The 16509-nt window shown below is 34.8% G+C and carries 20 protein-coding genes; 10 read left to right on the forward strand and 10 right to left on the reverse strand.

Annotated elements, in window-relative coordinates:
- Positions 1–38 precede the first annotated feature (38 nt).
- The 4 genes from DFQ03_RS15570 to DFQ03_RS15585 all read right to left on the reverse strand — a co-directional run bounded on the left by DFQ03_RS15570 (position 39) and on the right by DFQ03_RS15585 (position 5949).
- Complete coding sequence (locus DFQ03_RS15570) at positions 39–2450, reverse strand: TonB-dependent receptor plug domain-containing protein (protein WP_243834520.1); 2412 nt, start codon at positions 2448–2450, stop codon at positions 39–41.
- Positions 2443–3171 (reverse strand): DNA repair protein RecO, encoded by a 729-nt coding sequence (recO, locus tag DFQ03_RS15575; protein WP_133674169.1) that lies wholly within the window; start codon positions 3169–3171, stop codon positions 2443–2445. The genes DFQ03_RS15570 and recO overlap by 8 nt, the downstream gene beginning before the upstream one ends.
- Before the next feature lie 119 nt (positions 3172–3290).
- Positions 3291–4634, reverse strand: a complete 1344-nt coding sequence (gdhA, locus tag DFQ03_RS15580) for an NADP-specific glutamate dehydrogenase (RefSeq protein WP_133674170.1) — start codon at positions 4632–4634, stop codon at positions 3291–3293.
- Positions 4635–4794: 160 nt separating this feature from the next.
- A complete protein-coding gene (locus DFQ03_RS15585) occupies positions 4795–5949 on the reverse strand; it encodes a cystathionine gamma-synthase (protein WP_133674171.1) in 1155 nt (384 codons plus the stop codon).
- Positions 5950–6033: 84 nt separating this feature from the next.
- On the opposite strand from DFQ03_RS15585, the gene DFQ03_RS15590 reads away from it, so the two are divergent.
- Positions 6034–6777, forward strand: coding sequence for a DUF3298 and DUF4163 domain-containing protein (locus DFQ03_RS15590; protein ID WP_133674172.1), 744 nt, complete (start codon positions 6034–6036; stop codon positions 6775–6777).
- Here DFQ03_RS15590 and DFQ03_RS15595 read toward each other — a convergent pair.
- Positions 6774–7238, reverse strand: a complete 465-nt coding sequence (locus DFQ03_RS15595) for a DinB family protein (RefSeq protein ID WP_243834521.1) — start codon at positions 7236–7238, stop codon at positions 6774–6776. The two genes, DFQ03_RS15590 and DFQ03_RS15595, sit on opposite strands and share 4 nt — an antisense overlap.
- 132 nt (positions 7239–7370) lie before the next feature.
- Between DFQ03_RS15595 and DFQ03_RS15600 the strand changes: the two genes are divergently transcribed.
- Positions 7371–7724: an arsenate reductase family protein gene (locus DFQ03_RS15600; protein WP_133674173.1), complete on the forward strand. Its 354-nt coding sequence runs from the start codon at positions 7371–7373 to the stop codon at positions 7722–7724.
- Positions 7721–8623, forward strand: a complete 903-nt coding sequence (locus DFQ03_RS15605) for a DMT family transporter (RefSeq protein ID WP_133674174.1) — start codon at positions 7721–7723, stop codon at positions 8621–8623. Before DFQ03_RS15600 ends, DFQ03_RS15605 begins: the two co-directional genes overlap by 4 nt.
- On the opposite strand, the gene DFQ03_RS15610 is transcribed toward DFQ03_RS15605, so the two are convergent.
- Together DFQ03_RS15610 and DFQ03_RS15615 are read right to left on the reverse strand one after the other, a co-directional pair.
- On the reverse strand, positions 8620–9237 hold the full coding sequence (locus DFQ03_RS15610; protein ID WP_133674175.1) for a GntR family transcriptional regulator: 618 nt from the start codon (positions 9235–9237) through the stop codon (positions 8620–8622). The genes DFQ03_RS15605 and DFQ03_RS15610 overlap by 4 nt on opposite strands.
- 99 nt (positions 9238–9336) lie before the next feature.
- Positions 9337–9810 (reverse strand): acyl-CoA thioesterase, encoded by a 474-nt coding sequence (locus tag DFQ03_RS15615; RefSeq protein ID WP_133674176.1) that lies wholly within the window; start codon positions 9808–9810, stop codon positions 9337–9339.
- A gap of 122 nt (positions 9811–9932) precedes the next feature.
- Here DFQ03_RS15615 and DFQ03_RS15620 point away from each other — a divergent pair, with 122 nt between their 5' ends.
- The 5 genes from DFQ03_RS15620 to trxA all read left to right on the forward strand — a co-directional run bounded on the left by DFQ03_RS15620 (position 9933) and on the right by trxA (position 13707).
- A complete protein-coding gene (locus tag DFQ03_RS15620; RefSeq protein WP_133674177.1) occupies positions 9933–10907 on the forward strand; it encodes an NAD(P)H-dependent flavin oxidoreductase in 975 nt (324 codons plus the stop codon).
- Positions 10908–10930: 23 nt separating this feature from the next.
- Positions 10931–11893, forward strand: coding sequence for a YheT family hydrolase (locus DFQ03_RS15625; RefSeq protein WP_133674178.1), 963 nt, complete (start codon positions 10931–10933; stop codon positions 11891–11893).
- Between the two features lie 167 nt (positions 11894–12060).
- On the forward strand, positions 12061–12540 hold the full coding sequence (locus tag DFQ03_RS15630; RefSeq protein WP_133674179.1) for a c-type cytochrome: 480 nt from the start codon (positions 12061–12063) through the stop codon (positions 12538–12540).
- A 136-nt stretch (positions 12541–12676) separates the two neighbouring features.
- On the forward strand, positions 12677–13366 hold the full coding sequence (locus DFQ03_RS15635) for a DsbA family oxidoreductase (RefSeq protein ID WP_133674180.1): 690 nt from the start codon (positions 12677–12679) through the stop codon (positions 13364–13366).
- 44 nt (positions 13367–13410) lie between these two features.
- Positions 13411–13707, forward strand: coding sequence for a thioredoxin (gene trxA, locus DFQ03_RS15640; protein ID WP_133674181.1), 297 nt, complete (start codon positions 13411–13413; stop codon positions 13705–13707).
- On the opposite strand, the gene DFQ03_RS15645 is transcribed toward trxA, so the two are convergent.
- The 3 genes from DFQ03_RS15645 to DFQ03_RS15655 form a co-directional block, all read right to left on the reverse strand.
- Positions 13704–14747 (reverse strand): lactonase family protein, encoded by a 1044-nt coding sequence (locus DFQ03_RS15645; protein ID WP_166637484.1) that lies wholly within the window; start codon positions 14745–14747, stop codon positions 13704–13706. The two genes, trxA and DFQ03_RS15645, sit on opposite strands and share 4 nt — an antisense overlap.
- A gap of 137 nt (positions 14748–14884) precedes the next feature.
- The gene (locus DFQ03_RS15650) at positions 14885–15241 is read right to left on the reverse strand and encodes a DUF2237 family protein (protein ID WP_133674296.1); all 357 of its coding nucleotides are present in this window, start codon (positions 15239–15241) and stop codon (positions 14885–14887) included.
- Between the two features lie 59 nt (positions 15242–15300).
- A complete protein-coding gene (locus DFQ03_RS15655) occupies positions 15301–15678 on the reverse strand; it encodes a DoxX family protein (protein WP_317128189.1) in 378 nt (125 codons plus the stop codon).
- Positions 15679–15840: 162 nt separating this feature from the next.
- On the opposite strand from DFQ03_RS15655, the gene DFQ03_RS15660 reads away from it, so the two are divergent.
- A complete protein-coding gene (locus DFQ03_RS15660; RefSeq protein ID WP_243834522.1) occupies positions 15841–16101 on the forward strand; it encodes a DoxX family protein in 261 nt (86 codons plus the stop codon).
- Positions 16102–16223: 122 nt separating this feature from the next.
- Entirely contained in the window at positions 16224–16496 is a 273-nt protein-coding gene (locus DFQ03_RS15665) for a hypothetical protein (protein WP_133674184.1), read from the forward strand.
- Positions 16497–16509: the final 13 nt, after the last annotated feature.

Below are 16509 nucleotides of genomic sequence, written 5' to 3' on the forward strand. Positions count from 1 at the left end.
AAATTAAAAAGACCCGTTAATACCGGGTCTTTTTTTATTTAAAATTGATAGCCTATACCAAGAATCATATTTAACCCTGGCGCAACTAGGCCAGAAGAATATGTTCTATACCGCTGATCAGTTAAATTCTCTAGACTAGCGGTCAACTTAAATTTATTGGTAATATCATATTGAGAACGAAAATTTAAAGTGTACCAAGATGGCGCAAAAGGATTTCCATTTTCATCTGTAGTATAAATGTACTCTTTAGACTGTTCTGACATAGCAAGATCTTCATACGCTATCTCTCCATTATAATTCAAAAATAAATCTGTTCGTAGTCTTTGATTTTTCCATACGATATGGAAATCTCCAAAAGTAGGCGCGGCATGTCTTGCAGGGGTTTCTATTCCACCATCCTCCTCTTCTACACCCTCTGTCAATGTCAAGTTAGACGATAGAGACCATTCCTCCGTTAAATATGCCTCTAAACCAAACTCAAAGCCATATACATAGGCTTTAGCTGCATTTTGAATGGCCTGTACTTTACTTAACTCGCCACCATATTCTATTTCAGAAACTCCATTATAGCTAAAATCTCTGCGTACCAAAGCGTCAACTAAATACGTGTAATACGCCGCACCCTTTAATATTACCTTATCATTTATATTTCGCTGAATGCCAATTTCAGCATTATATGCATACTCTGGCTCTAAATCAGTATTTGGCACGACCACCGACCCAGGTTCTGAATCAAAAATTTTACCGACGTCATCTATATTCGGAGCTCTAAAACCAGTAGATCCATTTAAAGTAACTTGAAGATTCGCTCTTGGAAACCAACTGAAACCTATACTACCAGTTAATGCCCCTGTACTTAAATCTGCGGTCTCAAACGGAAAATCATAAAAAGTATCGTCAAATTCAGCGTCTACCCATACATGGCTATATCGCAAACCAGACATAATCGTAAAATTAGGCTTTGCTTTGTATTCGACATTTACATACCCAGCCAAACTTTGCCATGTTGAGCCATCTGGGTAACGTGATGCAGCATCGGATTTTTCGTCAGTATTAATATTTAAATCAAAACCATTTGATCTTACTTTATTATATATATACTCGGTACCATAATACAGCCTAAAATCGCCAATTTTCTTATTCTCAAGGTCAATATTAAAGTTTACCGCATCTACTTTCTCTTTGGTTGTATTTCTTATCTCATCTTGAAAATCTCTATTAATTCTACTTTCCTCAAAATGTTGATATGCCAAACCTAGTTTTAAACCATCATACACCTTTCCATTTCCTTTTTTCTGTACTTGGGCATTTCCCATAAACCATTTTTGCGGACCATAATACCATTCTGCGGATCGCAACCCTAATCCATCACTTGATGGTCTAATTAATCTATCATATCTAGAATAGTTGGATGTTTCTGTGTAGTAAGCACCTAAGTTCAAATCCCATTTTGAATTGGGTTTAAACAAGAATTTTTGCATAAAATTCATTTGATTATAACCTGTAGAAACTTGTTTTTTTGGGGAATCATTTTCTACTAACTCATCAATGCCATTTAAAGTTTGTACGTATGTATTTCTTAAATAAGAATCAGGACCATGAGAACCCATTCTTAAATCTTGAAAATTATTATACGTTATACTCGTGAGTGACGACCACATTCTTTTACCAATATTGACATCTGTATGAACGGTGTTTTCCATATTCGCCGATGCAAATCTATAATTTGCATTACCTTGCACCAAAAGACTATCATTTTGAGACAACATGGGTTTTTTAGTGTATAAATTCATTACCCCTCCTATTGCATCACTACCATATATAACCGAACCCGGACCAAAAATAACTTCTGTATTCTTAATGGTAAAGGGATCAACAGATATCACATTTTGAACATTACCACCTCTAAATATAGCGTTGTTCATTCTTACTCCATCAACTGATAATAGCAATCTATTTGTGGCAAACCCACGGATCATAGGACTACCACCACCCATTTGGCTTTTTTGTACGAATACTTTACCGCTATTTTGAAGTAAATCTGCAGCCGTTTGTGGTGCAGAAAATGCAATCGACCTTGCATCTAAAGAAATTATTCTATTGGGTATATCTCTTTTTTGCTGTTCCCATTTAGAAACGGACATCACCACTTCATCTAACTGTTGAGCCTTCATAATTAAATAAGCTCTATTACCTTGTCTTTGCAATTGCAGCTTAGTGGTTTTAAATTCTTGATACCCAATATGCTTTAGGGTGATGCGTTCTTTACTTGTAAATACAGCGGCATTAAAAACCCCATCGAAGTTCGATAGTGCAATCTTAGATTTATCTTTATTGTATACGGCGACATTGGAAACCTCTTCACCACTATCGGCATCTAGCACGATAATTTCTTGAGAATTACCGAAACAACAACATAAAAAAAATACTATAAATAGATACTTATACATACGTATTAAAAACATCATTTAAAACGGCAAGCGACTTTGGTTTTCTAAATCCTTGTAAATGCAATTCAAAATAAAGGATTAAAGATTTCAGTAATTCTTGGCGATTATTTTTCTTCATCTTCACGGTATGCATTGCATCAAAATTTGTGCCCAATAAGGTCTTGAAGTAATAAATATTCTCTCCTCTTAACATTGGGTTCAACGATTCTACAGCAGCAAACTCCCCTTCTAACAAATCGAAATATGGCTTATCTATCTGATATACATCTGGATAAAAGCCTAAAAAGCGTGTCAACGACAACATAAAATAGAGATGAAAATTAGCCACATCTTTATGCATATCTAGCCATTGTAATGATGCTTCTAAAAATTGAAACAAATCTTCATTTTTTTCTTCTTCTCGTATACTATTGCCCAATAACTCTGCTAAAAACAACGTCATGGCATTTTTAGCCATGTCTGCATATAAGGTTTGGTAATGATAAAAAACCTTCGCTTCTTTCAACGTCTCTAATGTGCCTTTGTTTTTGTGATTGGCAACAATTTCTAATTGTGTTAATGGCTGAAAATACGCTGTCTTTAATTTTCCTTTTTTTGAAGATAACACCCCTCGCAATAAATATGATTTAATTCCGTCTGATGCTGTAAAGGCTTTGACAATAAGACTTGTATCGCCATATTTAATTGCAGAAAATATAATAGCCTTTGTAGTCACCTGCATATTAGAACATCTATTTCAACAAAGATAGCTGTTTGTACTTAGGTGACAACCTTGCATAAAAAATGCGAGACCCTAGCTTAGAGTCTCGCATCATATGTTTATTATAGTAAACTTAGGTTCTAGATAACCCCTTGTGCTAACATTGCATCGGCAACCTTTACGAAACCAGCAATATTGGCTCCTTTTACATAGTTACAGAAACCATCTTCTTCTTTACCGAATTCGATACAAGAATCATGAATATCTTCCATAATATCTTTTAAACGCTCATCGACCTCTTCACGTGTCCAGCTAATTCTCAATGAATTCTGAGACATTTCTAGACCAGACGTTGCAACACCACCTGCATTTGAAGCTTTACCAGGTGCAAACAATATTTTTGCATTATTGAATTCATGAACGGCATCTGTATCACAAGGCATGTTAGCACCTTCTGCAACACACATACATCCATTTTTCAATAGATTTTTAGCATCTAGTTGATTTAGCTCATTTTGGGTAGCACATGGCAATGCGATATCACATTTTACTTCCCAAGGTGTTTTTCCTTTATGAAATTCTGCTGAAGGATATTTATCTATATACTCAGAAATACGACCTCTTCTATTATTCTTAAGATCCATTACAAAAGCTAGCTTCTCATCGTTCAAGCCATCTTTGTCATAGATATATCCGCTAGAATCTGAAAGTGTAACCACTGTAGAACCTAATAAAATTGCTTTTTCGGCTGCGTACTGAGCTACGTTTCCTGATCCAGAAATTACAACAGTCTTACCCTCGAACGTTTCGTTTTTGGTTTTCAACATACTTTGTGCAAAATACACAGTACCATACCCTGTAGCTTCTGGTCTAATTTTAGAACCACCCCAAGAAAGGCCTTTACCAGTCAATACACCGGTAAACTCGTTACGTATTTTTTTATACATACCAAAAAGGAAACCAATTTCACGAGCACCAACGCCAATATCACCGGCTGGCACATCTGTATTAGGACCAATATGTCTATTTAATTCTAACATGAAGGCATGGCAAAAACGCATAACCTCATCATCAGATTTTCCTTTAGGATCAAAATCAGAACCACCTTTACCACCACCCATTGGCAATGTAGTAAGACTGTTCTTGAATACTTGTTCAAAAGCCAAGAATTTTAAGATACTTGCATTTACGGTCGGGTGAAAACGCAAACCACCTTTATACGGGCCTATTGCCGAGTTCATTTGTATTCTATAGCCACGATTTACATGAATTTCGCCATCATCATCAACCCACGCCACTCTGAAAGAAATTAAGCGCTCTGGCTCAACCATTCTCAAAAGAATGTTCTTACCATTATATATGTCCTGATTTGCAATATATGGTATAACAGTCTCTGCAACTTCTTGCACCGCTTGAATGAATTCTGGTTCGTGACCATTTCTGGCGATAACCTCATCCATAAATGCTTTTATTTTATTCTCCATAAAGCTATTTAAACTTATTTAAATTATTGATTTCAAAATATAACGTCAAAATTATATTATTTATGTAATTCAATAGCTTATTTTTTTAAAAATCGATAAAAATTGTTGTTTTGACAACAAACTACCTATTCTTACTATGTATAATTTAACATTTGGACAATTATTCTATCGCTTGTTCTAAATCTGCTATTAAATCGTCAACATCTTCAATGCCAACGCTTAATCTGATCAACGAATCAACCACTCCGCTTCTAAGTCGTTCTTCTTTCGGTATACTTGCATGGGTCATACTTGCAGGATGACCTGCAAGACTTTCTACACCACCTAAAGACTCTGCCAATGTAAATACCTGCAACCTTTCTACAATCTTAATTGCATTGTCATAACTACCACCTTTAGGCACAAACGAAATCATACCTCCAAAATCTTTCATCTGCTCTTTTGCTATATGATGATTAGGATGGTCTTCAAAACCGGGCCAGTAGACCTTTTCAATTTTCGGATTACTTTTAAGATACAAAGCAATTGCCCTGCCATTCTCACAGTGGCGCTGCATACGTACATGCAGCGTTTTTATTCCTCTTAAAACCAAAAAACTATCCATAGGTCCACAAACCGCTCCGCTTGCATTTTGTACAAAGTAGAGCTTATCGGCCAGTTCTTTGTCTTTTACTACTAGTGCTCCAACAACCGTATCGCTATGACCACCAAGATATTTGGTCGCTGAGTGCATTACAATATCTGCACCTAACTCTAAAGGCATTTGCAGGTAAGGCGTAGCAAATGTATTATCTACCGCCAACAAAATATCTTTATCTTTTGTTAATGCTGCTATTGCTTTTATATCTATAATATTCATCATTGGGTTAGTAGGTGTCTCTACCCAAATTAACTTTGTTTTAGAATTTATTTTATCACGAACAGCATCAGTACCTTGCATACTTACGAAATGAAAAACGATTCCGAACTTTTCGAAAATTTTTTTAAAGATTCTATATGATCCACCGTAAAGGTCATCTGTTGAAATTACCTCGTCACCTGGTTCTAATAATTTAATAACAGCATCTATAGCGGCAATACCACTACCAAAGGCCAAACCAAATTCACCGCCTTCTATGCTTGCCAATGAATTTTCCAACGCTGTTCTTGTTGGGTTGGCACTTCTAGAGTATTGATACCCTTTATGACCACCTGGTGTTGTTTGCGCATAAGTCGAAGTTTGATATATGGGTGGCATAACTGCCCCATAAGCTTCGTCTGGTTGCTGACCTCCATGTATGGTTTTTGTATTAAATTTTAAGTCTTTAGAAGCCATATTCAAGTATTTATGACACAAATGTATTGTTATCTTTCGGGGAATACAATGAAGCTGTATTTTTACCTTAAATCTATTTTCTACATGAAATCTAAGCTTACCTGCCTACTCATTTGTTTTTTAATACTTGCCTGTAATAATAACAACTCTCTTTCTTTTGAACCATTGACTATCGCTACAGATTCATGTGAGAATTGCACTTCGGTTCGCATAGAAATACCTGAGGCAACTGGCAAAACAAAACTAAGCAAGACCATTAATTCTGCCTTAGAAGGCGAGATTATTGCTTTACTAAATTTTGACGAGGAAAGCGACGCTCAAAATCTAGAAGAGGCAAAAGAAGCTTTTGTTTATGACTATAAAGAACTATCCGGAAAATTCCCTGAAGAATCTATGCCTTGGGAGGCTACAATCGAAGGCACAATAACTTTCGAAAACAAAGATATAATTACTATTAAACTAGAATCTTACATTTACACTGGCGGAGCACACGGTTATGGTACCAACAGATTTTTGAATTTTGATAAGCTCAATGGTGTAGAATTGTACCAAGAAGATCTGTTCAATAACCTTGATGAGTTTAAAACTTATGCCGAGACGCTTTTTAGAAAGCAAGAAAATATACCCGCAGATGGCCCTATAAACAACACTGGTTTTATGTTCGAAACAGAAAGTTTTTATTTACCCGACAATTTAGGGTATACCGAAAACGGACTCTCGCTTTTTTACGAACCTTACGAAATAGCATCTTTTGCAGATGGTCCAATTACACTAACCATACCTTATGTAGAGGTAAATTCTTTTCTAAAGTACCCACAACAGCCTTAAGCTAATTGCTTTAGCAATAGTGCGATTTGCCCAATGTGAAGCCCTTCATGAAACAAGTTAAATGCAATCGCATCATCAGCATTTTTAAGCGTTACACGTGCACTCGTTGTATACTCGTTGAAAGTTTGAAAAAGTGCCGTATTGTAATCTTCTATTAGCCATTCTGCTGTAGAAATTAAAAAATCTGCCACCATCATCATCTCTTCATCGGTAGCTGTACCATCTGGCACTGTACCTTTACTGAATTTGGTAACCAAATCATTAGGTATACGCATTTGTAATCCGCTGAACTTATAGATAAGAACTTGTTGTGTTGCTATGGTATGTGCTATATTCCAATAAACATTATTATTGAATCCTTCTGGTATTTTAAGTAGCTTTTCTTTAGGTGTCTTTGTTAATATCGCATGTAGATTTCTACGATTTTGCAACATAATCTCAAAAATATTCTCAGTCATCATTTCATATTTTATGCTTTGTAAAAATAGCACAATTAATGATATTTAGGTTTCTTTGCATTTCTAAAGCCAACATCCAATAATGGTGTTTTTTCTTTCGGAAGGATAAAAGCATCATCCTTAACATTCAAAGTCATGAAAAAAATATACCATTTAAGCACCTGTTCTACTTGTCAACGTATTATTAAAGAACTGCAACCACTCACGGATTTTGAATTACAGGATATAAAAACAGAACCTATAACACCCTCTCAATTAGAACAAATGCATAGTTTGTCTAACAGCTATGAAGATTTGTTCAGTAAAAGAGCTGTATTATATCGCGAGCGGAACCTTAAAGAGCAAAATCTTTCAGAAGAAAATTTTAAAGCGTTGATACTAGAACAATATACCTTCTTAAAACGACCTGTAATTATTGTAAACGACCAAATTTTTATTGGAAATAGCAAGAAAGTGGTAGAAGCCGCTAAAACGGCAATTAACTCTTGAATAAAAGATTACTAGCCATACTCGCTGCTATTGGGGCAACTACCATATATGGCATTAACCATACTATCGCCAAAGGGATTATGCCGCATTATGTGCAACCTTTTGGGTTCATCATTCTCAGAGTTTTGGGTGCTGCCATACTTTTTTGGCTGATTTCACCTTTAGGACCAAAAGAACGCATAGACCCTAAAGATTATTTGCGCATGTTAGTTTGTGCCCTATTGGGTATGGCCTTTAATATGCTAGTGTTTTTCAAAGGACTATCACTCTCTACACCTATAAATAGTGCGGTACTAATTACTACGACACCCATTATAGTATTAATTCTATCGGCAGTAATATTAAGGGAAAAAATATCTAGCAGAAAAATAGTGGGAATTACAATTGGACTACTAGGCGCGCTAGGTTTAATATTATTTAGTGCCGAGGTTAGACAAGACGCCCCTAATATTCCCCTAGGTAATTTCTTGATTTTTATGAACTCAATGTTTTATGGATCTTACCTAGTATTGGTAAAAATATTGATCACTAAATATCATCCGTTTACATTTATGAAATGGCTATTCTCTTTAGGTATACTCATCTGCCTACCTTTTGGGTATGAAGAATTCATGAAAATTTCATGGAGCACTTTACCATTCGAAGCCTACTTTGGTATTGGTTTTGTAATTCTCGGTACGACTTTCTGTACCTACCTGTTTAATATATTTGCACTTACCCAATTAAAAGCATCTACACTAAGTGCTTTTGTATACGTACAGCCACTAGTAGGCATTACATATGCAGTACTTACAGGTCAAGACACAATTACTACAGTAAAAATTATTGCTGGTTGTTTTGTTTTATTAGGGGTTTATCTTTCTAGCAAAAGACCCAAAAGACAACTACAAGAGAATTAAATATGTGATCTTTTTGAATTTTCTAAATTCATCGACATCACCTCAAAAGCCTTAATATCATCCCGTTGATGCATAGCAGATACAAGATCCAAATGTTCTTGTAAAATTACGTTTAAAGGTCTGTTTAGACCCACGAGATCCATAAAGGGCAATATTTTTGCAGACTTATAAAGTTGATATAAAGATCTGTTTCCACAATTCTTTATAATGAATTCGTGAAAATATCTATCAATTTTATAGAATACATAGCCGTTCTGCGGTCCATTTTCAAAAGGCACTAAAAGATTTCTTAGGTCATCAATTTTTGATTGCGGTGCGTTACGTGTAAAGAGTTTAACCGCCATCGTTTCTAACGCAATTCTGCAATCGAACATTTCTACAACTTCTTGCTCACACAATTCGCGTACAGAAAGTCCACTATCTAAATTACCAACCAATAAACTCTCTCTTTTTAACTGTTGTAATACTACAGGTACGGTATCGTCATTAATACGCAAAGTATGTGATAGCCTATGCTCCGTGATTAGTTGACCAGGCACCAATTTTTTGGTGACAATCAACTTTTTCACTTTACCGTAAGTTTCTTGAAATATTTCTTCTGGCAGGCTAACCATTAAGCGAATCTGTTATTTGGTTATTTATAAACTAATGACCTCTTTAGTTCTTTTGGTTTAATTAAAAAATTAAAAATAAAGTATTTAACACTATAATTCTTATAAGCTTTTGGGAATTTTTAAGAATTTCCTTGTATCCTCTTTGGTAAGTACTCGAAAAACCGCTGTTTTTGCTATATCATTAAATTTACTTCGTAATTCAATTGCTAGACCTGTTAGCTTTCTAGACTCTAAACTGATCCAAGCTCCCATCATTTCGCAACGTGCTATATTCTCTCCCTTACCATTATAAAAATTATGATGAAACTCAAAAAATTTTCCATCTTCACTTAACCCCATAATCTCTAAAGAAACTTTAATATGATCGCCGAGAAAGGCTTCTTTAAAATAATACATATGTTCATAAAACGCTACAGGTCCTATTTTATAAGTAACCATAGTCTTTTGATCAAAACCCTGTTCCATTAAGAAAGCCATTCGCGTGTGGCTCATAAGATTAACATATGCCGAATTCGCCAAATGACGATTCGCATCTATATCACTCCAACGTACTTCAAAATCCTTTGTATACATTTATATAATTTTTACTATGCACGCATAATACCTTATAAAAATACCATAGTTTTGAAATGTAAGAACTAAAGAACATCATTTTTTATAGTTATTTTTAAGTCACGTTCAAAATTTACATCAATATGTCAAACAAACCCGATTTCATAAAAGAGTTATCCTTACCAGCAGTTGCTGCACCTATGTTTTTAATTTCTGGACCTCAATTGGTTATTGAATGTTGTAAAAATGGTATTGTTGGCACTTTTCCTGCATTGAACCAACGTACAAGTGAAGGGTTTGAAGAATGGCTAATTGAAATAAAATCTGCCCTAAAGACCTTTGAAGAAGAGACCGGTAAAAAACCCGCTCCGTTCGGCGTAAACCTAATTGTACACGCAACAAACCCAAGATTAGAGGCTGATATAAAATTATGTGTGAAGCATAAAGTACCCTTGATCATCACTTCTTTAGGTGCTGTTTCTCAAGTGGTAGATACTATTCATAGCTATGGCGGATTGGTTTTTCACGATATCATTAAAAAACGTCATGCCGAGAAAGCGGCTGAAGCTGGTGTAGACGGATTGATTCTTGTTGCTGCCGGTGCAGGTGGTCATGCAGGTACCATAAACCCAATGCCTTTAGTTGCTGAAATAAAGAAATTTTTTCATAAAACTATTCTTCTCTCCGGATGCATAAGTACGGGTAGAGACATTGCATCTGCCCTTCAAATGGGTGCAGATTTAGCCTATATGGGTACGCGTTTCATCAATACTAATGAAAGTAAAGCTTCAGCTGAATATCGACAAATGATTATTGATGCAGGTGCAAGCGATGTGGTTTATACCGCTTCAATTTCTGGTGTACACGCCAACTTTCTTGGCGCTAGTTTAAACGCCGCAGGTATTACTGAAGAAGATCTTAAGAAAGATGTGAAAATTGATTTTGGCAAGGAACTGGATACTGAAGCAAAGGCATGGAAAACAATTTGGTCTGCAGGTCAAGGGTCTGCCCTTATTGACGATTCTATTCCCGTTGCCGAATTGGTATCACATTTAAAAACAGAATTTAAAGAAGCTATAGAAGAGCAAATAAAAGTTCTAGAAACATATCCTAAGTAAATAAACATTTACCTTTCTAAAAAATGCCTTTAGTTAACTCTACATATAATCCGCCTTTATTTTTTAAGAGCGGACATCTTTCTACCATATATTCTGGGTTAGTTAGAAAAGTAGAAGGTTTAGAGCAAATTCGTATTCGTATTACCTTGCCCGATTCTGACTTTTTAGACACGGACTGGAGCTATGCTTCATCTCCTTCTAAAAAATTGGTTGTCATTATACATGGACTCGAAGGCAGTTCTAAGCGCGCTTATATGAAAGGTAGTGCAAAAAATTTGACACAGTCTGGCTATGATGTTTGTGCCATTAATTTAAGAGGATGTAGCGGCACGACCAATAAATTATTTAGATCTTATCATTCTGGTGCTACAGAAGATTTACACGCAGTTATTGAGCATATTTTAGAATTAGATGAATACCTAAACATTTACTTACATGGTTTTAGTCTTGGCGGTAATCTTCTACTAAAATACTTAGGTGAAAAACGAGAATTGGCTACAGAAATTAAAGGAGCAGTTGCTATTTCTGTGCCTTGCCAATTGGCAGATTCGCTTCATCAATTACTTCAGTTTAAAAACGCTTTATATGCAATACGATTTAAAGGTAACCTCATCGAAAAACTAAAACAAAAGCAACAACTATTTCCTGATCTTATCTCAGATACCAATATTGAAAACATTAAAACCCTTAAAGATTTTGATGATATTTATACTAGTAAAGCTCATGGATTTAATGACGCGATGGATTATTACGCAAAAAGTAGCAGTCTTCAGTTTTTAGAAAATATTGCAGTTCCGACCCTAATTATCAATGCTTTAAACGATTCCTTTTTAGGCTCTGAATGTTACCCAATAGAAATTGCCAAACACCACAAAAAATTATTTCTAGAAATGCCTAAATATGGTGGTCACGTTGGTTTTTACGGTAACAATAACTTGACTTATGCAGAACGACGTACTTTAGAGTTCTTAGACAATATTGCATAGTAAAGTCTAAGTTTTTTGAACTAATATAAATTCATTCAGATAAATTGTTACCTGCATAAAATTATTAGTTAAAACTTAGCTTGATAGGTATTAAAACACACTTCGACCCGTAAAAATTCATATATTAGTCGCTCAATTTACAGACAACACTTAAAAGACAGTTACGTATGCGCAAATTATTCACTTTATTAGCTCTTAGCACAATGATTATTAGTTGTGGTGAGAAAAAAGAAGAGAAAAAAGAAGGTTTTGAAATGAACAGAACCAAAAAAGAAGTTAAAAAAGAAACGGCAAGTGAAGGTGTGCCTGTTGATTTAGACAACAAAGGTGTTGGCCCGATAACCAGTGTTACTTTTGACGATGCCGTAAATGAAGAGATGGCAGCTGCAGGGAAAGAAAAATTTCAAGCCATTTGTACTGCTTGTCATATGGCAGAGCAACGTATGATCGGACCGGCATTAAAAGGTGTTTACGAACGTAGAAGCCCTGAATGGGTTATGAACATGATTATCAATCCTGATAAAATGTTGAAAGAAGATCCAATTGCTAAAGCATTATTGAAAGAATACAACAATGCAATTATGCTTAATCAGAATTTAAACGAAGAGGATGCTCGTAACTTAGCAGAATACTTGCGTACGCTATAAAGTTAAACGCCAACCTAATACCGAAAACCCTTTCATGTTCATGAAAGGGTTTTCTTTTTTACAAAAACTCGTTGTCACTTTAAAAAGTATGTTTTCTGTACTTTTTACGACCAATTAGCTATTAAATGATAGATACATGCAAAACAATAAAATAAAAATTGATATAATTTCTGATGTTGCTTGCCCGTGGTGTTATGTTGGTAAGAAAAGATTAGAAAAAGCGATAAAAGAATGGGATGGCGCTGAAATAGAAATTGAATGGCACCCATTTCAATTAGACCCCAATATACCAAAAGAAGGACTTGACAGAGATACTTACCTTACCAATAAATTCGGTAGTGTTGACGGACCTCTTGAAATGACCAAACGTTTAGAAGAGAGTGGAAAGGATGAAGGAATCAATTTTAACTTTGGCAAAGAATGGTTAGCTGTAAATACGCTGCCATTGCACCAACTTTTACACATAGCTGGAGAAGAAGGTTTTAAAGATGTCCTGAAAGAACGCTTAATGAAAGCCTATTTTGATGAAAACCTTCATTTGAACGATGTTGATGTTCTATGTACTATTATGTCTGAATATGATTGGTCGGTAGAAAAAACACAAAAAATTTTAAATGATGATGCGATTGCCTACTCGGTAAAACAAGAAATTGCACATTACCAGCAACGCGGTGTTAACAGTGTGCCTTTCTTTATCATCAATGATAAATTCGGAATTAGTGGCGCGCAACCACCAGCAGCATTTTTAGAAGCTTTTCAACAAGTCGCTCCTTTAAAAATAATCGCAACCGGCGATAGTTGTGATCCTTCAACAGGAATTTGCTAATTTAATACTAGCTAAAAATTATTATTAATCATAAAACAAAAGATATGAAAGCATCATTTTCTGACATCATAAAAGGGGACACTCCGGTTTTAGTAGACTTTTTTGCTGACTGGTGTGGACCGTGTAAAACGCTAGCTCCTATTTTAAAAGATGTTAAAGGAGATTTAGGTGACACTATTAAAGTCGTGAAAATCGACGTTGATAAAAATCAAACTTTAGCCTCTCAATATCAAGTTAGAGGTGTACCAACTATGATTCTATTTAAGGATGGCAAGCAGGTTTGGAGACAATCTGGAGTAGTGCCAAAAAACGAGTTAATACAGATTATCAAATCAAATTAATAGAATTTCAAACATACTGGACTAGGCAAATCAACCTGGCTAATAAAACTTAGAGTTCCATTCGCTGCATCTCTATTAAAAACAACAATATTGTTACTACGTTGATTTGCCACCAGTACATATTTCCCAGAAGGGTCAATAGTGAAATTTCTTGGCCAATCTCCTTTTACGGACTCTCTACCTACTAATTCTAATTTTCCCGTAGCTTGGTTCACTTCAAATATTACTACAGTATTCTCTCCTCTATTGGTGCCATATAGAAATTTTCCATCAGGGGATAAATGAATGTCAGCACAATAGCTATCTCCTTCAAAATCTGAAGCTAAAGTATCATAGGTCTCTACTCCATAAAAATTATTATTACCGTCTTTTTGAAATAGTGTTATCGTAGAATTCAACTCATTGATCGCATATAAAAATTTACCGTTACTCGAACTTACAAAATGCCTTGGGCCTGCACCCTCTTCAACCACCAATTCTTTCTGCTCACTTGCAACGAATGAACCATTTACATCATTATACCTTTTTATCCTATCCAATCCTAAATCAGCAACAAACAGCTCATTATTTAGAAATGAAGACATATGGGCATGGGCTGTTTTATTTGTGTCCAAAACTTTGTGATCTAAAATTTGAACAGGTAATTTCAAATTTCCTTCTTCCAGTCTATTATATACAGCAACATTACCGCCTGTGTAGTTAGCAACAGCTACTAAATTCCCATTTTCGGAAACGTTAACAAAGCAAGGGTTTGCGCCATAGGTAGATTGTACATCTACTTTTACAAGAGCTGTATCTTTTACCATAAATGTAGTTATGGAACCCTGGTCTTTTTTAAAATCATCTACCTCACCAACCGCATACAAAGACTTTCTATCTGGTGAAAAAGCTAAATAGGATGGGTTTTTTAGACTTGCAGCAACCAATTTATTGCCCAGATGACCCGTTTCTAGATTTAGATTGAACCTATAAATTCCTTCACTTCCATTATCGGTGTACGTTCCTACAAACAGCACCTCTTCATTTTTAATTTCTTCCACGTTACAGCTGTTTATCATTGTTAATGTGGTAATAGTTATTAAGACTACTATTATGGCTTTAAATTTCATCTTTTAAAAATAAGAACAATTATTATGCGAAGAACTAATACCCAATACAAAACCGATTTGATAAATGATTAAAATTTAGCCTCTAAAAGTGACGCAAAATCAATATAATCTAAAGTCTTTTTATGAGTAGCTTCTAAAACGACAGGAGGGGCAACGCCAGCTTTATAAGCTTGCAACCAACGTGTCGCACATAAACACCATTTGTCGCCTGGCTTTAAACCTGGAAAATTATACATTGATATCGGGGTAATTAAATCATTGCCTTGTTGCTTAGAATACTCCAAAAATTCTATGGTCATAACAGCGCATACTGTATGTCTACCACTATCTTCTAACCCTGTTTTACAGAAACCATCGCGATAAAAACCTGTTAGTGGTTCGTAACAACAAGCTATTAATATAGTATCTAAAACATTAAGATTCATACTTGAGTTTTTATCCATCTTATTTAGTTATTAAGATAAATGATTTTTAACCATAAAGGTCAGTCGTTTTCAAATCGAATTAAAATAACAAACAATATCAAATTTATAATAGCATAAAATAAAGAAGGTAAAGCTAATAAAAATGGGTCTTTTATCTTAATTCTTACCATAAAACCAAAAACCATTAATATTGCCAAGCCTAAACTTGCCAATATTGCCCAGTTTTTATGAAAAATCCCTAATAAAAGTCCTACAGCCCCTATAAGCTGAAGAAACCCTACTAATACCCTAAACTTCTCAAGATCATACCTTTTAAATTCAAGAACCATAAAATTCGAGAACAAACAACTTATCCCAAAAAAGACGAAAGAAAAGGCCGAAAACAAAATAATGGCTTTTGTAACCAACATATATTCTTTAAAATTAGCAAATAACATATACAAGTTTAAAATATTTTGTTTAATTTTATTTCAAATATATTAAACAATATGGACTATATCAGTATTTTAGCCAAAGTAATTATCTTCATATCAATTATTAATGTGTGGATTTTTCGTTTTAATAAGAAAACAATTTACAGGGGAGGCAACGCTTCTTCAATGAAAGAAGAATTCGCCGCTTATGGATTATCAGAATCTATAATGTATATCATTGGCACCCTAAAAATACTTAGTGCCCTAGGTCTAATAGTTTCTATTTGGGTTCCTATACTAAGCATCCCTTCTGCCAGTTTAATGGCAATACTTATGATTGGGGCCATACTAATGCATATGAAGATTAAAGATTCACCAAAACAGTCAATGCCTGCGGCGATATTTCTTTTACTATCTATTATTATTATAATTCAAACCTATATTTAGTTCAATAATAAATATACTCTGCTTAAAAAGACAAGAGTAAAAATATTGCCGAAGCACTACGATTTATTAGATATTCTGTAACAAAAACTTCAAATTCTTTACATATTAAGAAAGAAGTTACAATGGGTTTCTCGGGTCATGCAACAAAGGTTTTAAAGTCGAACAGGGTTTTACTTAAAAAAAGTAGAAGCTTTAGAGAGTTGCGCAAAGATTATTTGGACTATTCGCAAGAAACCAAGTTACACTTTAAAGAACTTACCGATGTTGAGCGCCAAATAGTACGCGATAAAATAAGAGCTCAAGCTAAAAAAGATAGGTTTCAAGAAATAGTCATTTATATACTCTCTTTTGTAATCGTATTTGGAACCTTTTATGCAATCTATTATTTTAGATAATTAAGGCAAAATA

Source organism: Maribacter caenipelagi (assembly GCF_004364175.1).
GTDB lineage: Bacteria > Bacteroidota > Bacteroidia > Flavobacteriales > Flavobacteriaceae > Maribacter > Maribacter caenipelagi.